The sequence below is a fragment of the Methylorubrum subtropicum genome (assembly GCF_038442325.1).
GTDB lineage: Bacteria > Pseudomonadota > Alphaproteobacteria > Rhizobiales > Beijerinckiaceae > Methylobacterium > Methylobacterium subtropicum.
On the sequence record NZ_JBBXMW010000005.1, the window covers coordinates 1 to 23,557 of the forward strand.

A 23,557-nucleotide genomic window follows, 5' to 3' on the forward strand; every position below is an offset into this window, starting at 1 on the left:
TTCAGCAAAATTAAGCACTTCCGTGCGGTCGCGACCCGATACGACAAGGACCCGGAAAACTTCCTTGCCAGCGTCAAGCTCGCCGCCGTCCGCATCTGGCTTCGGATTTTATGAGTCCGCGACCTAGAGCATCGGCCCGAAAGGTGGACACCGGCTTTCGGAAAAAGCCGATGCATCACACTAACTTAAAGCATCGATCCGGACACGGCATCCAGGACGATGCTTCAAGACTCAATATTCGAAAGTATCGCCATAGCGCGCCTGGAAATCACTTCGCCGCTGCCATAAGCTGATGATCCGTTTCTGCCGCTCGTCGAGCAGGACCGATCCCCAGGGCAACATGACGGGATTGGGCGGTCGGCCCGACTCGACGGGACTCTCCAACTCCAGGGTCATCGCCGTGTGTTCCAGCTTGTAGTCGGGCCAAGCCGAGCCCGCGGGGAGTGCATCGACACCACCTTGGCGCGCCACCAATCGCAGCCCTTCGCGAACCTGCTGCTCCCGCAGCCTCGGCCAATGCAGGCGATTGAGCACCCAATACACCGGCCACCCCATCGCCTTCACGGCCGTATAGTTGACGTAGGCCAAGCCGCGCTGTTCCGGGAAGGCGTTCGCTCGTTCGATCACGATCACGGCGCGTTTCGGAAAGCGGTCGGCGGTCGCCCAGGTCACCAACCAGCCGATCAGCCAGGCCAAGGCCAGCAGAAGCCCCAGCAGCAGCCAGCAGCCGGCGTACGAGGCCCGGCCCTCGTCGTTGAGGTCGAACGGCGCCGACGCGGCGGCATTCTGCGCAGCGGATTTCGGGCGGTAGGCCAAGCTCATTTCATGTCGGCCCTGGAGCCAGCCCAGGAGGCAACAGGAGAGCGCGGACGCTTCGAGCCGAACCTCGATCGCCGCCGGAGCACCCGAGCCGGACGTCGTCACCCGCGGCTTCGCCCCGATCAGCGCTCCCATCCAGCTCGTCAGCCCCTCGGGCGCCAGGAAGACGAAGTCCTCGTCGGTCGGCGGCGTCAGCGCCCCCTCCAGGGCGAAGGCGAAGGACGGCTTTCCGGCCGCGAGGTCCTTGATCGAGACCGGCACCGGGATCAGGCCGCCGGCCTCGTCCTTCGCGCCGCGATAGACGAGGCGCGCGGGCGGAATGCGCGTCGCGATCGCGAGCGTGCCGTGGAAGCTCCCGCCGCCGCCCACCTCATCGACTTCGACGACGGTCTCGGCGCGGATCGCATGGCCGTCGGCATGGCCCGTCCACGCCGACGTACGCCGAACCTCCAGGCGTATCGGCTCGCCCTCCTTGAAGGGGACGACCTCGCCGTCGGCCGGAAGCGGCCGACCGTCGTGGACGGCCTCGGTGCCCGGCGGCAGGCCGCGCAGCTTGATGCGGGCCTCGCCCTCGGCGACCCCGCCCGGCGTGACGAGGATGGTCGTGATGCGCGGGTCGCCGCTCGCCGGCCCGGCCGGGACGTCGACCGAGAACTGCCCGTTGCCCCCCGAGCCGGGATCGACGGCCATCGCGAACGTGGCGTTCCGGCGCGCCTCGATCTCGAACAGGCCCGAGGATTTCGACGGCGCGCCGGCGACCCGCATCGCCACGCTGAGCTTGTAGCGCCCCGGTTTCGAGAACGTCACCGGGCCCCGCACCGTCGCCCTGTCGCGATCCAGGCGAAGCTTCGGTCTCTCGATGTTGCCGTCCCCATCGACGAGCGTCGCCTCGAATGTGGCGTCCTGAGGAAAGTCCCTGAAGTTCGCGATGGCATCGCCCGCGAGCTTGTCCCGGACCTTGATGTCGAGGGTGAGCGGCTGCGCGACCGGCACCGTGACCGTCCCGGCCTGCTCGCTCCCGGCCACGACGCGCTCCCGGTCGAGCAGAGACCAAGCGACGCTCAGGTCCGTCCGGAACAGCAGGACGAGATCGTCGCGCGGCCGCTTGTCGAAGGCGAGCTTGTACGGGCCGGGCTGCAGGTAGGACCGGGGTGTGAGCTGCGTCGAATGGAAGAACAGTTGCCCCTTCGCTTTCCAGGCCTCCAACCTGTCCGGCTCGTTCATGCCGCCGGACACGTCGAGCCGATCGACATCGAGCGCCGCCTCCGGGCCGCTCCCGGTCTTCCGTATCTGCACGGGCCTGGGCAGGGCGTCGGCCGTCTCGATGACGGTCCTGGTTTGGCCCTGGGCAGTGGAGAGCGCGATGATGCGCGACACCGCGAACGGGAGCTTGATCTGGACCGCATCGTCCGATCGTCCGACGATGACCGAGGAGGAGCGGCGTGCATCCGTCTCGGAGATGCGCCCGATGATCGCCAGCATGGCGCTCCGGAGATCGTCGAACCCTTGGACCGGGGCGAGGCCGGCATCCTTGGCGTTGTTGAAGACCTCCAACAGGCCCGAGCGGACCTTCTGCTCCGAGACGGCCTTGGTGGTCGGGCCCGGTTGGCCGTTGAGGATCAGCAGGAAATGCACCGTGAGGCGGGCGTGCTTCCTCCCCAATTCTTCACGGATCCGCTGGTATTCCTGGACCAGCACCGACGGCTCGCTCAGCCGGGACTCCGGGTTCGTCTCGAATGCCCCATCGGTCAGGACGACGAGATGGACATCCTGTTCGGCCTCCGCCTGCTCGGCGAGCGTCTCGAGCATGCTTCGGACCGGTTGGTAGGGCGTGCCGGTCGCCTGGGAAATCGTCCAGCCGGAGAAAGCTCTGACCGAGGCTTGCAGCGCGGTCTGAGACCCGAGCGGCACGTCGCGAATGTAGGGCGGCGCCGATTGCACCGGATGGCCGACGTCCTGGCCGGAAACGGTCTTCAGATACCAGCCGAACCGGGTCACGAGCAGCCGGTCGCCCCCCGGCCGACCGTCGAGCGTGCTCGCGAGCATCTGCAGACCCGCGAGCGGCAGCTTGTAGCCGTCCTGCATGCTGCCGGAATCGTCGAACACGACGCCGACCAGCTTGCCGGCCCGGGCCGGGCCGCCGCCCAGCATCGCCAGAGCGAGGACGAGGCCGAGGAGGATGGCTCGCATCGTCATCGCATCGGCCTCTCGGACATCCAGACCTCGACGAAGGCTCGGAGAGACTGAAGCCCCATGTAAGGGGGAGGCTGACGCGCGCCGAAGGTCGGCGGCTTGTCGAGGGCCCGAAGCATGAAGCGGTAGACGTCGGCGCTGGGGCGCGCGAGCGGCTCGATGACGCCCAGGCTCCACTCGGAATCCTCGATCACGAACAGGTCGATCCGGCTCGCTCCCTCGCGGTCGAAGGGTTGCCGCTCCTCCTCGCCGGACAGCGCGTCGAGCCACGGCGTCACGTCGATCGTGGAAGCCAGGGCGTAACGGTCCGCGATGTAGCGGGCGCCGTCCTCCCCCTCCGGCTCGGCCGCGAGCCGCCGCGCGGCCTGCGGGGACGTCACCCAGACACGGTGTCCCTGGCCGGGAAAGCAGGCCACGATGGCCTCCTTCAGCAGAACCGCGGCGGCGACGGCCGTCTCTCCGATCAGCTTCGGATCGGGCGGCGGCGGCGGGCCGGGCGCCGGCTCGGGCACCGGCTTGCCCGCCGGCTTGCCCGCCGTCTTGGCACCGATGTCGCTGTCGAGCATCCAGGCGATGTGCAGCATCCGCATCGGACGCTCCACGGTGACGACCTCGCTCGCTTCCACGACCTTGCTGGTTCCGATGAAGGCCCCGTCGGTATTGAAAGGCGGGACGGTTTCGACCTCGGCGTACCACCGCCGCGCGTTCCGCCGGACCGGCCCAGACAACAGCGTGACGCGGCTGTGGAGCGTCGTCCTGGACTTGTTGTAGGGAGGCTTGTCGGACCGCGAACGCGCGTGGGTGGGGCCCGCCTCCACCTTGAACGCTTCGCCGACGACGCCGGCATAGACCGGGCAGACGCGCGCGAAACGGCGCTGCTCGTAGGAGCACTCGCCGGCCGGGGCCGCCTCGGTGTCGATCTCCAGTCCCGACACGCTCCGCACGAGTTCGAACGGGGTGCGGATGGCCGTGTAGGCGCCGGCGACGAAACGCAGGCCGACATCGTTGGCCACGATCCTCACTTTCCCGTCTTCGACCCGCGGGCGGATGTCCAGATCGACCGTCAGTCCGGACGGCGGCGAGGGCTCGTCGAGGCGGAAGATCGGCTCGCCGGTCCCGGCGTCCATCTCGTCGGGACGGAAGCGGATGGCCTCCGTCCGGGTCGCGCTCGTCAGCAGGCGCCCCAGACCCGCGCGGTTGGCGGCGAAGCCGTATCCGGTCTTGACCTTGTCGGGCACGCTGCGCAGCAACTGCGCCAGCTCCGTCTCCCGGATGCCCGTCCGCAGCCGCGGTTCCAGGATGTAGGCGATCCCGCGGGCGCCGACGGCCGGCGTCGGCGTCGAGGGCAGGATCGGGCCGCCCGGTCCCATGATCGCGAGGATGTCCTTGTCGCTCATCAGGTGCGCGTCCCGCAGCAGCACGACCACGAGCGTCGGGTACTGGTCGAGGAAGTCGTAGGGCCGGGTCAGGGCGGCGTCCGCGTTGAGCGATTCCTCGACGATCACCACGCGCCCGTACCGGGACAGCGTGTCGCTCGTCGGCAGGCTGCGCCGCGCGACGATGTTCCGGAAGCGCTGCGCGTCCTCCCCCCTGAGCAGGAAGCGCTCCACGGCGGCCATCGTGCCGAAGGACCAGGTCTGGTGTTCGACGGTGTCGGCCCCCTCCGGGATGCGGCGACCGCGCGGGTCGTGGAACACCACCGGCAGCCCGACCTGCATGGCGGCGAGAGCGATCAGCGCCGCGCTGTCGCGGACGTCTTCGAGGGGCGAGCGCCTCTGCGCGGGGCGCGCGTCCCGCCCGCTGATCGTCGCGGTCATGGTGCGCAGGGCGCCGCGATTGTCCGCCGTGTCCGGCAGCGCGAAGCGGTAGAGCCCCTCGGAGGCGTGCGAGCCGATCCGCGCCATCGCCACCCTGCGCGGGAGGCCGTCGAGGAAGATCTGCCGCACCACGTTCTCCGGCTGACCGAAGTCGGTGAGGGTGAAGGCGAGGCGGATCTCGTCGAACGTCGCCTCGCGGCGCAGGCGCCGCAGCATCAGGCTCATCCGCGACAGCTCGATGCGGTGCAGATCGAGCCCGATGATCAGCGTCAGGCGGTCGAGTTCACGCCGGTGCCTGTCGGCGTTGGCCAGCAGTTCGTGCTCCAGGGCCGTCTCGGAGGCGATCAGCACCTCGTAGAGCTGATGCTCGTCGAAGGTCTCGCCGAGCAGCAGCGTCTCGGCCATCAGGCCGACGCGGGTCCGCTGGAACACGTTCTCGATCTCGTTGCGGACCGCCCGGTCCTGGCCGTCCGGGCAGACGAGGAGCACCACGCCTCCGGCATCGAGCGCCGAGAGGATCATCTGGCCGAAGACCCGGTAATGCGTCGTGGTGATCGTCTCGGCCAGGACGAGGACCGAGGAGTCGCGGATATCGGACGCGTAGAAGTCGGCCACCGGCCCCGCCAAGCGATGGACGGCATCGGTGACGGCCGAGGGATCGTCGCGTTCGGCGAGGCTTCGCTCGACGGTCCGAAGCAGGTCGGCGACCCGCGGATCCGCGTCGAGGTTCGCCCGCGCCGCCCTCGACTCGACCGTGTTCCAGTCGGGTGCGCGGTCGTCGGGTTCGATCGAGACGAAGCCCGAGACCCCGCTGGCTTCGAGGGCCGCGTAGAGTTGGCGGATCAGGCGCAGGTCCGGCTCCGGGAGCGGTTCGGGCTTCACGTCCCGCTGGACCATGTGCGACCGCTCGGGATGGAAGGCCGCGGCAAGCTCGACGAGGAACACGAAGGTCGCGGCCCAGGTCAGCCGGCTGAGTTCGAAATCGCCCAGAAACAGATAGGTCCGGCCCTTCCAGGCCGCGAAGGCGGCCAGGGCGACGAGTTGGAGATAGACCGAGACGACGACCGTCAGGGTGAGGATCGCGAGGGTCCGGTTCGTCCAGATCCGAGCCAGGTCGGGCCGGTCCCATCGCCCGCCGAGGAAGCGGGCGGCGAGTCCGCTCCCCGGTATCCGCATCAGCAGTCCGAGCAGGCCGATGCCGAAGAGCCGGACGACGGCGTAGGCGACCACGAGCGTCAGGTTGCCGAGAAAGAGCGAGAGGCCGGCGGTCTGGCCGAACAGGGAGGCGAGGCGCTCCCTCATCCCGGTGCCGTCGAGCCGGAGCGCGTTCAGCACCAGCACCAAGCCGTCGAGCTGGTGGTCGGCCACGGCCATCGGATCGAGGGCGCGCTGCGTGGTCATGAGAAACAGGGCCGCCCCGCCGAGGAGGAGGCCCGGGCCCGGCATGAGCGTCAGGCGGGACTGCCGGAAGATCGCCGAGGTGGCGGCCGCCAGGGTCGCGGCGAAGAGAGCGACGACCCACCACGGCCCGCCGAACAGGGACGGGTCGGAGAGGATTGCGCACAGGCTCAGGCCGGCGGCCACGACGGCGAGGCCGGTGATGATCAAGAGCGGCGTGGCATGCCGCTCGAGCGGGGCGCGGGAGCCGCGGGTTCGCGCCATCACGCAACGGTTCCCGACGCGTCCGGCGCCGCTTCGCGCTCGAGCCGCTCCAGCGTGATCGTCTCCCCCTCGTCCCGCCCGGCGAGGAAGACGGTCGATCTGAACTCGCGCGCCGGGGTCTCGTTGTCGAAGGTGTAGAGGGCGACGGCCAGGGGGGCGTCGTGATCCTCGACGCGCAGGAGATGGGTGATCCAGCGCTCCCGCGGAACCCTGGCGAGTTCCTGGTCGAGCTTGGTCCGCAGGCCGGGCAGCGGATCGGTGCCGGGCAGGTCCTTCGGCGCCGGCCATGCCGCGATCCTGTCCTGGATGAGCTGCACCCGTTCCAGTTTCTGCAGCGTATCGCCGAGTTCCTTCACCCGCCGTCGGAGCAGGGTGAGGCGGCCGAGGGTCAGGTGCGTCCCGCGGAAACGATGGGCGTCCTCGAACATCCGGCCGAGGCGTGAGAGCAGGCTCGGCTGCGTGGCGGAGTCCGCCTCCGCCCCCAGGCTGCGGGCCATCCGGGTCACGGCGCGCTGATGCGCGTTTTTCGCGCAACAGAATGCCATCAGCGGAGCAGCGACGAATGTGGTGGCGATAAAAGCATAGATGAACAGCCCCCAGGTGAAGTCCTGAAAGGTGACGGCCTCCCACAGGTGCCATACCGTCACGCTCGTCGCGCGCGAGGCCGGGACGAGTTGCGCCGTCACGATCGCGGCCAGGACGAGGATCAGCCCGCCCCACCGGAGGAGACCGCCCTCGGCTTCCCCGGCCAGGCGTGCGGCGTGGGCGTAGTCGGCGAGTTCCCGCGCGACCGGCGCCACGAAGGAGCGGCCCGTCCGATCGCCGCCCAGCGCGAGGGGCGCCGGCCTCGCCAGGGCCTCGACGCGCGCCTCGGCGGGGAGGAAGACGAAGCGGGCCCCGTCCGCCTCGTCCGCCATGGCCGCGCGGTGCCAGCGCTGCCGCGCGACATGCTTGGCGATGATCTCGTCGAGTTGGCGGCCGTGCTGGACCAGATCGCGCTCGCCCGGATCGAGGTTGCGGAACAGGCCCGACTGGATGTCCCGGATCTTGCGGGCGATCTCCTCGTCGTCGCCCGCCTCCTTGGTGAGTTGCATCCTCGCGGCCGACGGCGATTCCCGCACGGCTTCGTCGTCCGACCCGGGCTCGACCGGGTCGGCGATGACGGCGGAGCGATTGATCTGTCGGCGCGCGGCCTCGTCGAGTCTGGCGACGTTGGCCTCCGCGTGGGCGAGCGTCCGGCGGCGTCCCCCTTTGACGTGAAACAGGTGCGGTTTCAGAACCTCCGGCATCCGCTCGGGCCCCGGATTCGTCCAGGCCGACCGCCCCATGGCCTTATGCCGGCTCTCGATCGTATCGCGGATCTCGCGGATCTCGTCGGCGACCTGCCGCACGCTCTCCCTCCGCTCGCCGGACTGCTCGATCTGCTTGAGATGCTCGATCATGCGCTGGACGATCGACAGGCGGCGGTGGGCCAGCGTCGGTGCCGAGAGCAGCGCCCGGTCGATGGTCAGCCGGACGACGCCGGCGAACTTCTGGCGTCCGCCGGGATCCTCGAACCGCTTCTCGATGTCCTTGACCGCGGCGAGGGATTCCAGGAGCCGCAGGCCGGCGAAGTAGATGGCATGGCGCTGCGGGTCGGACGGATCGCGTGCGGCGAGGAACACCACGTTGTCGACGAGGTCCTCGCGCACGAGCGCATGGGCGGCCTCGACCGCGGGGCCGGTCCCTTCGAGGCCGGACATCACCACGAGGATGCGGCGCATGTAGAGGTTGCGCGTGGTCACCGTCGACATCCGGATCGTCCGCCCGGGCGTCCCGCCGCGCTTCTTGGCGCTCAGCCCCGTCAGGATGTCGCGGGTCAACACCCCCGCGGCGCCGTCGCTGCCGAAGCGGGTCAGGGCGGCGGCGTCGATCAGGATCAGCGCCCAGGACGAGTCGTCGGGCGCGTTGGCGGCCAGCGTCGCGAAGTCGGACAGGTCATCGCGGATCAGGATGGCGTTGCCGCCCCGTACCGGCGGCCAGAACCCCCAGACCTCGCGCTCGATCAGGGCGTCGTCCAACTGCTCCGGCGTCGCGCCCTCGACCCGGCCCCCACCCGCGAAGTCGATGACGAACGACTTCGCGGCCGGGGGCGCCGGAAACAGGTCGCAGGCCTGACGGCGGACGCAGTCGACGAAGGGAAAGGCCGGATCGGCGTTGGCGAGAAGTACCGGCATGGCCGCGCGACCCTCAGGTCGTCCTTTCGAACGACAGCAGGACGCGATCGCAGATGACGTCGAGATCCTTCGCCCGGGCGCTCTCGAGCCCCTCTTCGGCCGCGAGTTCCTGCGCGGCGGCCGGGAAGGCCTCTCGTGCGATCTGAAGGACGTAGGCGGCCTGGGCGAACGAGGTCTGCTGCGGCATCAGCCGCGCGACGACCTGGGCCAGGATTTCGAGCAGCCGCAGCAGGAGGGATTCCACCGCCGCCGCACGCTGCTCCCGGTCTTTGACCGGGACGGCCATGGCGAGGATCGTCCGGGCCTGCGCCGCCAGGCCGGCGGGCCGCGTGAGCGCGGCGTCGGCGGCCTGGAGCGACTTCAGCTGCTCGTCCCAGAGGATTTCGGCGGCGAGCGTGTAGTCGCTGTTGCGCCGGAGCGCGCTGACGATGGTCCAGTCGTCGTGCGAGGTCGCGACTTCGCGCAGGCTTCCGACGCCGCCGGGCAGCCGCGAGAGGTCGATCGCGGTGACGGGTCCGCGCCCGGCGGGCGTGGTCTTCAGCAGGATGCCGAGCACCATGGCGAGCACGATCGCGCGGTCGATCTCGTCGCTCAACTGCTTCTGCGACTGCGGGAACAGTTCCGGCAGGATGCCGGCCTTGTGCCAGTTGCGGTCGATATGCGGCGTGATGCGACCGCCCGAGGCGCCGCCGGGGCGACGCAGCGGCGCGACCTCTTCGAGATAGGCCTTGCGATAGGCGCCGGTCGAGGCGCCGCGCGCGTGCTCCGAGCCGTCGCCGGGATGCAGCTTCCTGAGATCGGACAGGTCGAGGTTGGCGCGGACATGCGTGCAGAGAAGCTCCGTCCTCAGGTGCGCCTCGTTCTCGTCGATGTTCTCGCCGTCGCCCGATTTCAGGATGTCGAGCAGCCGCTCGCGCTCCTCGAATTCCTCGACGACGGCGGGATTGATCGACCAGAAGATGATCGACTGGCCGACGCCGGCGGTCGTATAGTCGATGAAGGGCTGCGCGTGCCCGCGCACCTCCTGCACGAGGAGTTCGAGATACTTCTCGGGGGAGTCGGGCACGGCGTAGCCCACGCCCCCGCCCGACTGCGCTTCGATGCCGGCCTCCTCGCGCCGCGCCAGCCAATCCCGCTGCACGGCCCCCCAGACGGAGAAGTCGTAATAGGGCCGCAGGCGCCCCTGGACGGCCGCGCGCGCGTCCCGATCCACGAGCCGCTCGCGCAGCATGTGATCGACCTGCCGGATGTCGAGGCGCGCGATCGGCTCGCGCGGGTTCATCGGGTTCGCCTTGCGCGCATCGAGATAGGTGCTGAGGACGAGCTGGCCGATCGCCGCGTTGGTCTCGGCCCCCTCCTCGACGGTGCGCGTGGCGTTCTGGATCGCGGTCGCGGCGATGCGCTCCTTGTCGCTCGGCTCGCTGAGCACGTAGCGGATGCCGTCGAACAGGCCGCGCCCGCGCGCCGCCGAATGGGCGCCGGCCATCTCCGACAGGTCGCGGTCGAGGCCGCGCTTGAGATCCTTCACACGGTCGAAGGCCAGCTCGACGAGGGCGATCATCGCGTCGAGTTCGCGCAGCAGGTTGTCGTAGATCTGCTCGCGGGCCTTCGTGACCGCCCATTTCTCGATGCTGAGGATGCTGTTCTGATAGTACTTCGTCACCTGCGCGGCGAAGGCCTTGCGCTTGCTGAACCAGCCGCGCCGTTGCGCCTGCCGTGCGCGTTCGAGGATTTCCGGATTGCTGCGGGCGCGCTGGCCGCCGTCCGGGGCCGGCGACGGGGAGGATCCGCGCTCGGGCGGCGGATTGAACTGGTTGCCGAGGTTCAGGATCGCCCGCTGGATGTCGTCCGCCCGCAGGGTCGCGCGGGCGGCCCTGACGTCGTTGCGCAGGGCGTACAGGAACCAGCGAATCGCAACGAGGTGAAGCTTGTCGGCCACCAGCCAGCGCTTGAGGTGGTGGTCGCGATAGCCGCCGAGCCGCTCCGGCTCCAGGCCCGTCGAGAACACGGTCCGGAAGATGTCGGTCGGCTGCGTGGGCGCGGTGACGGAGACGGCCCGCCAAGCGCGGTCGAGCGCGGTCTCCATGTTGACGACCATGCCGGAGATGTCGTCGGCGTCCTCCAGCTGCGTCGTGGTCACGCGCGTGATCCCCTTCACGAGCGTCGGCAGCGGCGGCAGCTCCCAGTATTGTCGCAGGATCTCCGCTTCGAGCGCTTCGAGATAGCGCCTGTGGGCCGGCTTCGCGAGATTCCCGTCGAGGTCGACCCCGCCGGGATGCAGCGTGGCGTGCAGCAGCTTGATGAAGCTCGACTCGCCGCGAAGCAACTCGAAGTTGCGCAGGAACAGTTCGCCGACATCCGGCCGCACCGCAGAAGGGTCCGTCTGGCGGCGCAGCTCGTAGTCGCGGTAGGCAAGATCGTAGAGATCGTCGAGGGCCAGCCATTCACCGCGAAGGTTCTCGGCAGCATAGGCGCTCGCCACGTAGCTTTCCACGTCTTCACGCGGATACCGAATCGCGTGTACGCCGATGCCCGAATATAGAGGCCGGCGCCCGGCCTCCTCCGCCCGTTGCTTGGCGCGCTGGTCGTTGATCATCACGCCGTCGAGGCGCTCGCCGATCGGCGTGAACACGTATTGGTAGACGGCCCGTACGGCCATCTCGTTATAGGCCTCGCGATCGACGCCGAGATTGCCGCCAATGTCGTTCTCGTAGTCGATCAGCGTGACGGTCTGGAGCGGCGGCACGCCGACCTTGATCTGCATCTCCGGCGCGACCTCGAAGGTGAAGCCGACCGGGGCGTTGCGCCCCGAGGCGAAGGCGTTGCAGGCGTTGAGTTCGGCCAGCGCCGCGTAGGTATTGAACTGGGCGTTGACGAGTTGCTCGATCGGCAGCGTGCTGGTGCGCACGAACACGTCGCCCATCAGGAAGACGCCCCGCACCAGCCCCGAGACGCCGGCCTCCTTGCACAACTGGTCCATCGCGCTCGCGATCTGGATGAAGGACCCCGATCCCGTGGCACCGGCAAGGCTCGAGGCGATCACCACCTGCACTTCCGGAGCATTCGTGTCGCGGGTCCGCAGCCGCGTCACCCGGCTGATCGCTTCGAGCAGAACCTGACGCGCGTTCCCGTCCTTGAAGGTGAGGTAGGTCGCGAGCCGGCTCAGCATCCGGATCTGGCCGGCACCGGACAGCAGGGTCTTCGACAGCGTATCCTCGTTGAAGCTCTCCATCGGCAGATGCCAGGTCTTGATCGAAGACCAGCTCGGTTCGAGCAGGAGTTCCCGCACGCTCCTCTGATCGGACGTCTGGATGCGGAAGCGCCTCTCGATATGTTTGAGTTCGCGCAGATCGCGCAGATGGGTGTCGATCCCGACGACGATCACGCGGCTGTCCTCCCGCAGCCCCGCGCTTTGGGCCTTGGCGAGCACGCGATCGGCGATCACGCCGCCGGTCCCACCGACGCCGATCAGGATCGTCGGGCGCTTCACGGTGATCATGGAAAGCTCCAGCCTCTACGCCGCGGTGGAAGAGGGACGTACGGATCACTGCACCTTGATCGACCGGGCGGTCTCGGCGCCCGAGGCGACCGGGATCGGCTCGCCGCCGTCGAAGGTCCGGCCGTCGAAATCGGCCGTGACGCGGTAGGTGCCCGGTGGGACGGAGAGCCGCAGCGCGGGCGCCTGATAGGTGACGGTCTGACTTCCGCGCGGGTAGGTTCGGCCGTCGGCCGTCTCGATCAGTTCGACCGTCCATGCGATCCGCGGCTCGACCTCGAACGCGCGCCCGTCGGGCAGGGTCGGCTCGACCTTGAGGACGCCGAAGGGGAAGGTCATCGTGACTTTGGCCTCGCCGTCGATCGACCCGGTCTCGAGCCGGCTCGAGCGGGCGACGGAGCCGAGTTGGAACTCGACCCTGTAGGCGCCCGCCGGGACGTTCCGGGACAACGTGCCGGCCTCGGAGGCGACGGCCCGACCCGTCCGCTCGTCGACGAGCGTGATCTTCGGCGCTTGCCGGATCGCCGGAAACGTGGCCGCGGGCGCGACGTCGGCGCGGGCGACGATCGTCCCGGAGGGGGGGACGATCGCGGTGGTCAGGGCGGTGACGACGCGCTCCACGTCGCCCGGCTTCTCGATGACGGCAACGCTTCCGCCGGAAAGCTCGGCTACGCAGGCGACGCGTTTCAGGATGCCCTCCGCCAAATCCAGGCCGACGACGTGGACGACGAGGCTCGGCGCGGCCCGCTTCGCCGCCGCGGCCGTGTCGCAGGGATCCTTCCCCAGTTCAGGGCATTCCTCGGCGCCGTCCGTCACGAGGAAGATGACGGCGGGCGAATAGCCCTTGAGCAGGTCGGCCGCATCCTCGATCGAGGCCCCGATCGGCGTGATGCCCGTCGGCCGCGTCTCGGACATCGCATCCTTGATGCGGGTGCGCTGGAGCGGATCGGCAATCGGCCCAAAGCCGACGGCGAGCCCGCGATCGGAGCAATCTCCGGGACGTTTGGTTCCGAACTGGAAGAGGCCCGCATCGTAGCCGGGCGCGGCGGCGGCGATCCGGTCGACGAGACCTTTCGCGAAGTCGGCGGCGACGGCGTAGCGCCGCGACTTGGGATCGATGGCGTAGCCGAAGGCGGGCATCGGCGTCCACATGCTGCGCGACCCATCGTAGATGACGACGAGACCCGGACGAGGGCGATCCCCGGTCTCGGCCGGTCCGGCCGCCGGACAGGGCTGAGCGAAGGCTGTGGCCGCGAGTCCGAGCAGGAAGAGAATCAAGCCTCTCATCGGCGTCACCGGACCTTGACGAGGATGCTGTCGCCGCCGGCCTGCGGCCGGCCGTTCGCGCAGGTCAGGCGCAGACGCGTCCCGCGCCGCGCCTCCGCCGGCCGGCCGTTGACCTGCAGCGTGATCGAAACGGCGCTGCCCGCGGCGAACTCGACCGTGGCGAAGCGCGGCCCCCCGTCGCGGCATTGTCCGTTCTCCACCTTGAGGCCGACGGCGAATTCACGGTTGCGCGATCGGCCGACGACGAAGCGGCCGGTCGCGGACCTCGCGGCGCCGGATTCCGGCTTCGGCGTGAAGCCGTAGGTCGTGAGTTCGACGTCTTCGGCCGGCTTCCCCGACTTGAGATCGGTCAAGGTGGCACGCCCGACGAGATCGAAGTTCGGGGATGTGGACCAGCGGAGGGTGACCGAGAGGTCGTTCGGACGCAGCGGCGCCGCCAGGCTCGCGCCGAGATCCGCCACGGCGCCCGTGACCGAGACGCTCCCGGCCTCCGGCCGCGCCGGGACGGGCGGCGCCGAGGCGACGGCACCGGTCGGGGGCGGCGGAGGGGTGGGCCGCGCCGGCACCGTCACGACCGGCTCGCCGACCTCCGGGACCGCCAGCGGATCGAGGTAGGGCGGCGGGGGCGGCGGCGCCTCGGCGGAGGGCTGTGGCCTCCTCGCCTCGACGGCGGGCGGCCTGGCTTCGACGGGGGAGGGCTGCGGCCTCTTCGCCTCAACGGTGGGCGGCTTCGCTTCGACGGCGGAGGGCTGCGGCGTCCCGGCCTCGACGGCGGGCGGCGACGGAATCCTCGCGGGCGGGGCGGGCGGAATGGGCGGCGATGTCACGCCCGGCTTCGGCAGCTGTGCGACCGTGAGGTCGGGCAGAGCGCCAGGCTCACCCGCTGCGACGCGCCCGCAGGCCTCCGCGGGCTCGTCCGGCAACTTCAGGTAACGCAGAGGCGCGTTCGGGCTGCCGATGTCGGCGACGCCGTTCCAAGTATAGCCTTGCGTCGCCGCCAGACGGTCGAAGAAGCGGACGATCCCGGGCCGAGCGTCGTGTCCACCGCTCCGATCCACTGCGACGGTGAGTCGCACGTCCTGGCGGAGGCTCGGCATCGAACCCTCGGCCGGCCATGTCTCGGCCTGGATCCCATCGGGGTGGGTCAGCGTCCGATAAGCCTGGGACGGGGCCACGAAGCAGCCCACGGCCGGCACTTCGAGACTGAAATCGACGTTCGGATCACGGTGGAACGTAGCGCCCGCGACCACCACCTCGATCCGGCTCAGGTAGCGTTCGCAGGCCTCGCCGCCGCGCCGGCAGACCGTACGGGCATAGGCCGCCTTGGCATCGCGATGGCTCGCGAGCATCTGCGCGAGCGTCGGGTAGGCCCGCTGCAGCTGGGGGGGATCCTGCGTCTGACGGTCGAGCAGCGAATCGAGCGCCGCCGCAACGTCCTCCGGGCCGTCCGCCGAATCCGGCCTCTTGATCTGTATCGGACGCCCGGTTTCCAGCGGTATGATCGACAGCCACGCGATCTTCTGATCGGCCGAAGCCCGGACATAGCGCAGAAGCCGCTCTCTCCGGCCGTCATCGCCGCCGAAATACGAGCGCTCGACCAAGACGATGCGCATGAACGGCGCGTCGTTCGGAATGGTGACCTCTTGCGACACGGCCGCCGACATGCCGAAGACAAGGAACGACGCTGCGACGACTGAAGTCCGTCGACGCCCGGGGCACCGCATTGCTTGATCTGCCGGCATCGAACCGTCGGTTCCTTGTTGCCGTGCAGCATGCAGCAACGCCAACGCTTCCGCAACCTCAAAGAGCTTTCTTTAATGACAGCGAGCCATTTACGTACTCGTCGATCAGCGGGAGGTCTTGAAAATATTTATCGTCAGCAAGTACTCGCTCGCTGGATATGTAATTTCCCTACAGCGCCCGCCAGCAACCGCAGCAGGATTTTTACCACATTGACCAATAACAAGATGAAGATTGCGTAAATTCAACCCAAAAACTTGTACGATCTGGATTTACCGGATGGTAGCTCGGCCTCTTGCCTTCGACGCCTGAACATGACTTAGCAAGTCGTATGAAATATTGACCGGCTCACAACGACACAACAACTCTTCTGACAACAGTACAAGCCCCACGCAATGCCGGAATTCGAGGGAACTAGCGCCCGACTGGATCGTTGTCGCATTGTCAGAATCGGCCAGAGTCGATTTGCTGGCGCGAATGCACGATAAGTACTCGCGGCCCATCGGGCCGTCGAGCTCGTGCCATTCCACCTGCACATTCGAAATTGCCCGGAATCTCTCAGCGCTTCTAAAAACGGAAGCGTTTCGCGCGTAGTCCTCTTATCAATAGGAGAGGGGCATGGCGGATCAGGTTTTTGTGGCTTTCGAGGTTTTTCTGAGCATCCTCACCCACCACTTCTACCCCATTACGGTCTTGATCGCCGTTCTCTTCGGCATCCAGGACAACTTGAGCAAGGCGTACATCGAAAACATACCTGACGATCTTAGCCGCCCGCTTACCTGTAACGACTTTAACGTTGGCAGCCCGATGGTGACCGGGGCTTACTTCGCGACTTTGTTCCACACCGGAAGGGTTACCAAGACCGCTTTGTTTGAGGAGAGAGTCAGCCCTGCAATGGAGACCTCCCTTTTGGGGCTGTCATTGCCGATTGCGGAACACCGCGCTCCCATCGCGATGTGCCTGCTGGTCCTTTGCTGCCTGACCATCGCCCGATTCGTGATCGTCAGCCTCAACAAGCGCGGCAGCCGTTCCCTCTATCGGGTCCAACAGGTTTTCTGCCCCGTGGAACGCCGCTTCCGCCGTGTGGACATTCACGGTGCCGACTGTAGCCCTGACCAACTCCGCTTGAACCGCAACCACGTCCTTCTGATGGTCTTCGTGGGCCTCTTGGCCTTCCTGATGGCCGCCCCCCTCCCCTACCTGTAGAGCCGCGCCCGATCCTGATGGGTCGGGACGCATCTCTAGGTTTTTGTTTTGACGCGCTTTCCCTCGACGAGCCGGTATCCACTTCTGCGGAAAGCGCTCTGACTGGAAATTTCGCCCGTTGCGGCCATATCGTATCGATACCGCTGCGGCTCAGGCGCTGCTCCTTCTGCTCCGTGCAAGTGCCGTGTGCGCTTCGTTTGTAACCATGCGTTGAAGGGTGGCCTGTGGTTCAGTTCGCCGATCAGGATCCCGCCCAGCCGCGTCGGCATGTCACCGACGCCAAACAATCTTCGATCGACGCCAGTGATGAATTGCGCGCGTCGCAGAGAATGCTGTGGATGCTGGCGGGCCTTCTCGGATTGAGCTTTCTGCTTGCGGCGATTTCGATATATTTCAAGTCTAAAGAAGTTTTTTTAATAAATATCTTCATTTTTATAATATCTATAATCTACATGCGCATTCGTCACAAGACATCGCGTTCTTAAGCGACGACGCCATCCTTCGTATCGCCGTCACGGGCGGGGCCGTTTCGAATCGCGACCGCGTCGATCGCGTCATTTCGACAACAAGTCGAAAGCGAGCGGATGCGACAGGCTTCCGTAGCGGGTCGTGTAACCGAACGCGGTCTTGATCCCGTCCTCGTCCCATCCTTCGTTGAAGGCGGTGCGATAGTCGAAGGCGATCGTCTTCTCCCGGTCGGGAGCCAGAACGATGCGGGCGATGGCCTCCGGATCGGGATGCTGGTGCCGGCTGCCGTCGCTGGACACGAGCCAGAGCGGGCTCGACACGATGTCGATCAACGGCGAGGTGTTGTTCTTGGCGCTGCCGTGATGGGGCACCTTGATCAGATCGAACGGAACGCGACCCTCGGGGCCGCCGCGGTAACGCGCGAGCGCGTGAGCGAGGTCGTCGGGATGCGCGTCGGCGCCGAACAGCGCGGCCCTGCCGCGGCATTCGACGACGAAGGCGATGCTCGTGCCGTTCGCCGTCGCCCGATCCGGCGCGTTCATGAGAGGCCGGGCGGTCCCTCCACCTCGCGCCGGGTGCCGCGGACCGCATCGACGATGCTGGTCTCGATCACGGTTGCCGGGGGCGCGGGCCCGAACACGATGGCGAACGCACCGTCGAAGATGCGCCGGTCCTCCGGTCCCTTGACGACGATGGCCGACAGGACCCGGGACAGCTCGTCGCGTTCCCAGGCCTCGTGGCTCTGAACGAGCCGCGTCATCGCGACGACGTCGGCGATCCCGACCGCCATGCCCCGATCGCGAAGCGAGGAGGCGAGGGCCATGATCTCGACTGCGGTGACCGAATTCGCTCCGACACTCATCGCGCGACATGAATCAAAAATATCGCTCGGTCCTTCGAGACCGTCGCGCCTTTTCCGTCGACCGCCGATCGGCGGACGCGAATAAATTCGGATTATTGCAAGAGATATCATCGAACCACAGGCCAGCCATTTATTTTACGCGGCGGCGAGCGTCCGCTCCATGTCGTGATTGTCGCCAGAAGAGATGAGCAGTCGATTCGGTCCAAAAAAATTCGCGATCCGTCGATCGATCTTGAAATGTCGGGATCGAACGGCCGGGGCTCAGCCGACCGGAATCGCCGCCTCGACGTAGAGATCTCCCTGCCAGCGGAAGCCCGCATCGGCCCGCCGGTCGCCGTCGCTTCGTACGAAATGCGTCACCTTGCCCTTCAGCGCGTCGATGAGCGGCGCGCGGGGGATGTCCGGCCACTTGGAATAGGAGGTCACCGGCACCATCGCCCACACTTCCTGCCGCTGTTTCCCGAGATGCCGGCTGACGAACGAGATCGGCGTCGCGTTGTGGCTCCCGTGGTGGCCGACCTTGTAGAAGCAGCACTGCTCGAGCAGCCGACAGAGCTCGGGGTCCTTCAGCACCTCGCGCCACGTGCCCCACTGCGCATCGCCGGGGAACAGAAGGTGCGCGTCGCCGATCGAGAACAGCAGCATCAGGCTCGTGTTGTTGATCGCCTTGTCCAGGGCCGTCGCCAGTTCCAGCGGCAGGTCGCGGTTGAGATCGCGCAGCTTGCTGCGGGCGGCGGCGTCGAGCGGGCGGCTCGGCGTGGGATCGATCCATTGCCTGCCGAACGGCTCGGGAGCCGTCGATGCCCCCGGCTTCGCGAGCGAGGCCGCGCGCATGCCGAGGAGCGCGAGATATCCCTCGCCCGAAGGCGGGTTCATGTCGAGGATCGTCTCGCGATCCTTCATGCGTACGGCCTCGTAGCCGTCCGGCCCCCAGGCAAGCCGCGGATCGCCGAGATCGATCGCCTCCACGAAAGCGCGCTGCCGATCCGCCCTGGCTCCCGCGGCCGCCGCGAACGGCTCCGTCACGCCCGGATGGGGCATCGGCCGCGACACGACGGTTCGCAGCCGGCCGTCGGCCGAGAAGATCGCGGTCAATCCGGCACGCATCGGAATCCCTCCGAACTCGGCCGAGCGCGTCTCGTCGGTCTGGACGAACTGGACGACGAACTCGACGAGGACGCGCTGGTCCAGCCCGATCCGGTGAACGGGATGGAAGCTGACGACGGCGCTCGGCTTGCCGGGCTCGAAGCCGAGCGCGGCCGCACGCTGGCTCACGTAATGTCCGAGGCCCTGCCCGATCTTCCGCTTGAGGCCCCTCTCGCTCGGAAGCAGGCTGCCCTCTTCGTCCGCGTCGTCCGGGTCCTCGTCGCTCTCTCGGACGACGCTCTGGAACGCCGCGAGGCCGCCGCTCGAAGGCCGCGTGCGCTGCACGACGCGCCCCGCCCAGTCGAGCGCGCGGGCGTTGATCGCGAACAGCAGCTGGACCAGTTCGACGAGATGCGGATCGAGGTCGAGGCCGGGATCGTCGCAGGTCGGCAGCGTGAGCGATTCTTCGACGAGGGAGAACACGCCCTCCGGGAAGATGCCGCGGATCCGGAAGGCCTCGATCATGTTGAAGCGCAGTTCGAAGCGATCCTCGGAGTTCACGTCAAGGTCCGCCGTGACCAGGGCCCGCAGGAAGTCGCCGAACGTCACGTCCACCGGCGGGAGATAATCGAAAGCGCGCAGGCACATGCGCAGCACGTGGTCGGCCAGGACGGAGGCCTCGTTCGCCACCCGCTCAACGAGATCGGGATGAAGGTGCCCGGCAGGCAGCTCGCCCGATCCGTTGGTGGCGATCCGCAGGAGGTCGGCGATCCGCCCCTCGTAGGTGCGGTAGAACCCGTCGAACACGGCGCCGACGAGGATCGCCCCGCGGTCGTGGCATTCGAAGGTCCGGCCGAGGAGGGTCGGGTCCGGCTTCACGCCGAGGGCGGAGCGGAGCGAGAGGCTGCTGCATGGCCGCTGCCACCCGTCGCCGGACGGACGCCATCGTGGGGGCGCTCGTCACGCAGAACCGGCTTTTTTCCGAAAGCCGGTCCCCGCCTTTCGGGCCGATGCTCTAGGACGCGGCCGTCGCGGAGCGGCCGGGGCGGCCCTTGCCCATCAGCCGCTGGCGCAGGTCGCTCACCGGCCCCCAGAACAGCAGCAGCACGCCCAAGGCCATCAGGGACGAGACGAGGCCGTTCGAGAAGAACACCGAGAGGTCGCCGCCCGAACCCAGCAGCGCTTGGCGGAAGGCGTCCTCGGCCCGGTCGCCGAGAACGAGGGCGAGCACGAGGGGGGCGAGCGGGTAGTCGAGCTTCTTGAACACGTAGCCGACGACGCCGAACACCAGCATCAGCCAGATGTCGAAGCGCGAGGATTCGACCGTGTAGGCGCCGATGGCGCACACGACGAGGATGATCGGGGCCACCAGCGCGAACGGGATGCGCATGATCGCGGCGAAGACCGGGACGGTGGCGAGCACGATCAGGAGCCCGGCGAGGTTGCCGAGATACATCGAGGCGATCAGGCCCCAGACGAATTCCTTCTTCTCGACGAACAGCATCGGGCCGGGCTGGAGGCCCCAGATCATCAGGCCGCCGAGCAGCACGGCCGCGGTCGCCGAGCCGGGGATGCCGAGCGCCAGCATCGGCAGCAGCGCCGAGGTGCCCGCGGCATGCGCCGCGGTCTCGGGGGCGAGCACGCCCTCGACGTCGCCGCGCCCGAACTGCTCCGGCTGGCGCGAGAAGCGGCGAGCCAGCCCGTAGCCCATGAACGAGGCCGCGATGGCGCCGCCCGGCGTCACGCCCATCCACATGCCGACGATGGAGGAGCGGATCAGGGTCGCCCAGTAGCGCGGCAGCGAGGCCCAGGTGCGCAGGACCACGCCGAGGTCCATCACGGCCTTCTTGCCCTTGAAGTGCAGCCCCTCCTCGATGGTGAGCAGAATCTCGGACACGCCGAACAGGCCGATCACCACGACGAGGAAGTCGAAGCCCTTCATCAGCTCGGTCGCGCCGAAGGTCATGCGCAGGTCGCCCGAGATCGTGTCCATGCCGACCGCCGCGAGCAGGAAGCCCAGCGCCAGCGAGACCACGATCTTGGCCTTGTTCTCCCGGCCCATGCCGACGAACGAGCAGAAGGTGAGGAAGAACACGCCGAAGAACTCGGCCGGGCCGAAGCGCAGGGCGAACTTGGCGACCAAGGGGGCCACGAAGGTGATGAGCACCACGCCCGAGAGCGCGCCGATGAAGGAGGCGGTGAAGGCCGCCGTCAGCGCCTCGCCCGCCCGGCCCTGCTGGGCGAGCGGATAGCCGTCGAAGGTGGTGGCGACCGACCACGCCTCGCCGGGGATGTTGAACAGGATCGAGGTGATGGCGCCGCCGAACAGCGCCCCCCAGTAGATCGACGACAGGAGGATGATCGCCGAGGTCGGGTCCATGCCGAAGGTCAGCGGCAGCAGGATCGCGACGCCGTTGGGGCCGCCGAGGCCCGGCAGCACGCCGACCACGATGCCGAGCAGCACGCCCACCACCATGAACAGCACGTTGTGCCACGACAGCGCGACCTGGAAGCCGAGCAGGAGCTGGTTGAGATCGTCCATTTCGTCTCTCTCCGGGGCCGCGGGCCGGTCAGTAGCCGAGGAAGGCTTCGATCGGTCCCTTCGGCAGGGGGACCCGGAACTGCTGCTCGAACACCCAGAAGGAGATCAGCGGCACGAGGACGACGCCGAGCGCGGTCTGCCACCAGCGGAATTCGCCCAGCATGATCATGAAGATCGCCATGAACAGCGCCGAGGCGACGTAGATACCGAGATAGGCGATGCCGAGCACGTAGAGGAACAGCGGCACGAACACCTGCGCGACGAGCCGGAGCTGGCCGTAGGTGACGAACACGCTGTCCTCGCGCCGGAGCGCGCTGACGAGCGCGGCCACCGCCGCGATGGCCAGGATGACGGCGACGCGGGCGGGGAAGAAGCCGTTCTCCGGCCCGTTGTCCCAGCCCATGCCGCGCCCGTAGGAATCCCACAGGGCGAGCCCCGCGAGGGCCAAGAGCAGCAGCGCCACGACGATCTCGACCACGCGGCGCGAGACGCCGCGCTCCTCGGGCATCGGGGGAGAGGCTTCGGTCATGGCGGGGCGTTCCGGGCGAGAGATGCGCTTGACCGGGCACGGCCTCGGCGCCGCCGCTCCCGCAGGGGGACCGACGGCTCCGGGGTCCGGCGCCGGCACGTGCCGTTTCGATGAAGCGGCGACCGCTTCATCGTCGAAAAAGATCAGTTGGTGGCGATGAACCCGGCCTTGGTCATCAGGTCCTTGTGCTTCTGCTCGTCCTGCGTGAGGAAGTCGACGAAGCCCTGACCCGAGCGGAAGTCCGGCACCAGCGCGTTGCGCTCGAGATAGGCCTTCCAGTCCTGCGTCTCGACGACCTTCTTGAACAGATCGACGTAGAAGGCCTGCTGCTCGGGCGTGACCTTGCCGGGCATGAACATGCCGCGCAGCATCTGGTAGGTGACATCGAGCCCCTGCGACTGGCAGGTCGGGATGTCGGACCACGCCTTATCGGCGGTGACCTTCTGGGTGTACTCCATCGGCTTGGCCGAGAACGCGCAGAGGGGCTTCACCGCGCCGGAGCGCCAGTTCGACACCTCCTCGGCCGGGTTGTTCATGTTGGCGTCGATATGCCCGCCCGCGAGCTGCACCGAGGCCGGTCCGCCGCCCTGGTAGGGCACGTAGGTGATCTTGACGCCCGCCGCCTGCTCCATGGTGACGGAGATCAGGTGATCCTCGCGCTTCGAGCCGTTGCCGCCGGTCTTCAGCGGCGGGGTCGCGGTCTTGGCGGCGTCGAGGAATTCCTTGACGGTGTTGTAGGGCTTGGCGCTGTTGACCCACAGCACGAACACGTCCTGCGCCAGCATCGCGACGGGCGTGAAGTCCTTCCAGCTCACCGGGAGCTTGGTGGAGAGCGGCGTCATGTAGATGCCGCTCGACGTGGTGATGAGCTTGTGGGGGTCGCCGGCCGACTTCTGGATGTCGAGCATCGCCTCGCCGCCGGCAGCGGCCGGCTTGTTGACGATGATGATCGGCTGCTTGACCAGCTCGTTCTTCTGGATCGCGCCCTGGATCGTGCGGGCCATCTGGTCCGAGGCGCCGCCGGGCGGGAACGGCACGATGATCTCGATCGGCTTCGTCGGCTCCCAGGCCTGCGCGGCGGCAACCGGCAGCAACAGGGACGCGATCACGCTGCGCACGATGGTCTTCATGGCGTTCCTCCCACGGTGCTCGTTTCGGCACTCGATCGTTTTATGGGTATCGGGACACCGACCCAAGCTTCTCGTGACCTCCGGGCGGCTCCATTGAGGGAGCACGCTCCGGCGATCCGGCGTCGAGAAGCGGGCGGCCTGCGACGGGTCCAGGGCTGCCGGCAGCCCTGGACCCGTGCGTCCGAGTTTTTGAATTTTGAATTATAAAATGTGGTCACGCAAGCGACCGGTGCGATTTTTCCCTCTCCGTTGCCCGGTATAGCCGATCGGGGCGCGTGGGGCATGCTTCGAATCGCGGGCCTGTTCGATGGGACGGTTCCGGTCCGATCACGTCGGCCGCAGGCTCACACCGTCATTGCGAGGCGGAGCGGCGCCCGAAGCGATCGGCCGGAAACCATAGAGAGAGATTTTCGAAACGATGTATTTCCATCGTTTCCATTTTCAGCGCGCCGCGGCGGACGCATGATCCTCGCACGAAACGCCGAAGGCTTTTCGGCCGGCACC

General features: G+C 67.8%; 13 protein-coding genes and 1 pseudogene. 2 read left to right on the forward strand and 12 right to left on the reverse strand.

The annotated features are described in order from the left end of the window. A pseudogene (locus AAHG03_RS09005) lies at window positions 1–114 on the forward strand (IS5/IS1182 family transposase); the annotation flags it as partial. Between the two features lie 117 nt (window positions 115–231). Here AAHG03_RS09005 and AAHG03_RS09010 read toward each other — a convergent pair. The 6 genes from AAHG03_RS09010 to AAHG03_RS09035 are packed head-to-tail and all read right to left on the reverse strand — an operon-like array spanning window position 232 to window position 15,232. Further along, window positions 232–2,970: a vWA domain-containing protein gene (locus AAHG03_RS09010; RefSeq protein WP_342150290.1), complete on the reverse strand. Its 2,739-nt coding sequence runs from the start codon at window positions 2,968–2,970 to the stop codon at window positions 232–234. Window positions 2,971–3,011: 41 nt separating this feature from the next. Continuing rightward, window positions 3,012–6,491, reverse strand: coding sequence for a hypothetical protein (locus tag AAHG03_RS09015; RefSeq protein ID WP_342150291.1), 3,480 nt, complete (start codon window positions 6,489–6,491; stop codon window positions 3,012–3,014). Further along, window positions 6,491–8,707, reverse strand: a complete 2,217-nt coding sequence (locus tag AAHG03_RS09020; protein ID WP_342150292.1) for a hypothetical protein — start codon at window positions 8,705–8,707, stop codon at window positions 6,491–6,493. The genes AAHG03_RS09015 and AAHG03_RS09020 overlap by 1 nt, the downstream gene beginning before the upstream one ends. A 13-nt stretch (window positions 8,708–8,720) precedes the next feature. Next, window positions 8,721–12,206 carry a tubulin-like doman-containing protein gene (locus AAHG03_RS09025; protein ID WP_342150293.1) on the reverse strand — a complete coding sequence of 1,162 codons (3,486 nt, stop codon included), beginning with the start codon at window positions 12,204–12,206 and terminating at the stop codon, window positions 8,721–8,723. Window positions 12,207–12,251: 45 nt separating this feature from the next. Then, complete coding sequence (locus AAHG03_RS09030) at window positions 12,252–13,490, reverse strand: vWA domain-containing protein (protein WP_342150294.1); 1,239 nt, start codon at window positions 13,488–13,490, stop codon at window positions 12,252–12,254. A 5-nt stretch (window positions 13,491–13,495) separates the two neighbouring features. Further along, a complete protein-coding gene (locus AAHG03_RS09035; protein ID WP_342150295.1) occupies window positions 13,496–15,232 on the reverse strand; it encodes a hypothetical protein in 1,737 nt (578 codons plus the stop codon). A 616-nt stretch (window positions 15,233–15,848) separates the two neighbouring features. On the opposite strand from AAHG03_RS09035, the gene AAHG03_RS09040 reads away from it, so the two are divergent. Further along, a complete protein-coding gene (locus AAHG03_RS09040; RefSeq protein ID WP_342150296.1) occupies window positions 15,849–16,436 on the forward strand; it encodes a hypothetical protein in 588 nt (195 codons plus the stop codon). 554 nt (window positions 16,437–16,990) lie between these two features. Here the strand turns inward: AAHG03_RS09040 and AAHG03_RS09045 are convergent. From AAHG03_RS09045 to AAHG03_RS09070, 6 genes are all read right to left on the reverse strand, one after another. Continuing rightward, window positions 16,991–17,446, reverse strand: coding sequence for a ComEC/Rec2 family competence protein (locus tag AAHG03_RS09045; protein ID WP_342150297.1), 456 nt, complete (start codon window positions 17,444–17,446; stop codon window positions 16,991–16,993). Next, window positions 17,443–17,694, reverse strand: coding sequence for a hypothetical protein (locus tag AAHG03_RS09050; RefSeq protein WP_342150298.1), 252 nt, complete (start codon window positions 17,692–17,694; stop codon window positions 17,443–17,445). The genes AAHG03_RS09045 and AAHG03_RS09050 overlap by 4 nt, the downstream gene beginning before the upstream one ends. 333 nt (window positions 17,695–18,027) lie before the next feature. Then, complete coding sequence (locus tag AAHG03_RS09055; protein WP_342150299.1) at window positions 18,028–19,731, reverse strand: hypothetical protein; 1,704 nt, start codon at window positions 19,729–19,731, stop codon at window positions 18,028–18,030. A gap of 136 nt (window positions 19,732–19,867) precedes the next feature. Next, window positions 19,868–21,394, reverse strand: coding sequence for a tripartite tricarboxylate transporter permease (locus AAHG03_RS09060; protein ID WP_342150300.1), 1,527 nt, complete (start codon window positions 21,392–21,394; stop codon window positions 19,868–19,870). 28 nt (window positions 21,395–21,422) lie between these two features. Next, window positions 21,423–21,923: a tripartite tricarboxylate transporter TctB family protein gene (locus AAHG03_RS09065; protein WP_342150301.1), complete on the reverse strand. Its 501-nt coding sequence runs from the start codon at window positions 21,921–21,923 to the stop codon at window positions 21,423–21,425. Window positions 21,924–22,066: 143 nt separating this feature from the next. Next, complete coding sequence (locus AAHG03_RS09070; protein WP_342150302.1) at window positions 22,067–23,053, reverse strand: Bug family tripartite tricarboxylate transporter substrate binding protein; 987 nt, start codon at window positions 23,051–23,053, stop codon at window positions 22,067–22,069. Between the last annotated feature and the right edge of the window lie 504 nt (window positions 23,054–23,557).

What these genes read in the sequence shown, in the direction of transcription:
- AAHG03_RS09035 (WP_342150295.1), bottom strand. Translation starts at nt 15,232, where the DNA reads ATGCCGGCAGATCAAGCAATGCGGTGCCCCGGGCGTCGACGGACTTCA.
- AAHG03_RS09060 (WP_342150300.1), bottom strand. Translation starts at nt 21,394, where the DNA reads ATGGACGATCTCAACCAGCTCCTGCTCGGCTTCCAGGTCGCGCTGTCG.
- AAHG03_RS09050 (WP_342150298.1), bottom strand. Translation starts at nt 17,694, where the DNA reads ATGGCGGTCGGGATCGCCGACGTCGTCGCGATGACGCGGCTCGTTCAG.
- AAHG03_RS09025 (WP_342150293.1), bottom strand. Translation starts at nt 12,206, where the DNA reads ATGATCACCGTGAAGCGCCCGACGATCCTGATCGGCGTCGGTGGGACC.
- AAHG03_RS09015 (WP_342150291.1), bottom strand. Translation starts at nt 6,491, where the DNA reads ATGGCGCGAACCCGCGGCTCCCGCGCCCCGCTCGAGCGGCATGCCACG.
- AAHG03_RS09070 (WP_342150302.1), bottom strand. Translation starts at nt 23,053, where the DNA reads ATGAAGACCATCGTGCGCAGCGTGATCGCGTCCCTGTTGCTGCCGGTT.
- AAHG03_RS09065 (WP_342150301.1), bottom strand. Translation starts at nt 21,923, where the DNA reads ATGACCGAAGCCTCTCCCCCGATGCCCGAGGAGCGCGGCGTCTCGCGC.
- AAHG03_RS09020 (WP_342150292.1), bottom strand. Translation starts at nt 8,707, where the DNA reads ATGCCGGTACTTCTCGCCAACGCCGATCCGGCCTTTCCCTTCGTCGAC.
- AAHG03_RS09040 (WP_342150296.1), top strand. Translation starts at nt 15,849, where the DNA reads ATGGCGGATCAGGTTTTTGTGGCTTTCGAGGTTTTTCTGAGCATCCTC.
- AAHG03_RS09045 (WP_342150297.1), bottom strand. Translation starts at nt 17,446, where the DNA reads ATGAACGCGCCGGATCGGGCGACGGCGAACGGCACGAGCATCGCCTTC.
- AAHG03_RS09030 (WP_342150294.1), bottom strand. Translation starts at nt 13,490, where the DNA reads ATGAGAGGCTTGATTCTCTTCCTGCTCGGACTCGCGGCCACAGCCTTC.
- AAHG03_RS09010 (WP_342150290.1), bottom strand. Translation starts at nt 2,970, where the DNA reads ATGCTGGGCGGCGGCCCGGCCCGGGCCGGCAAGCTGGTCGGCGTCGTG.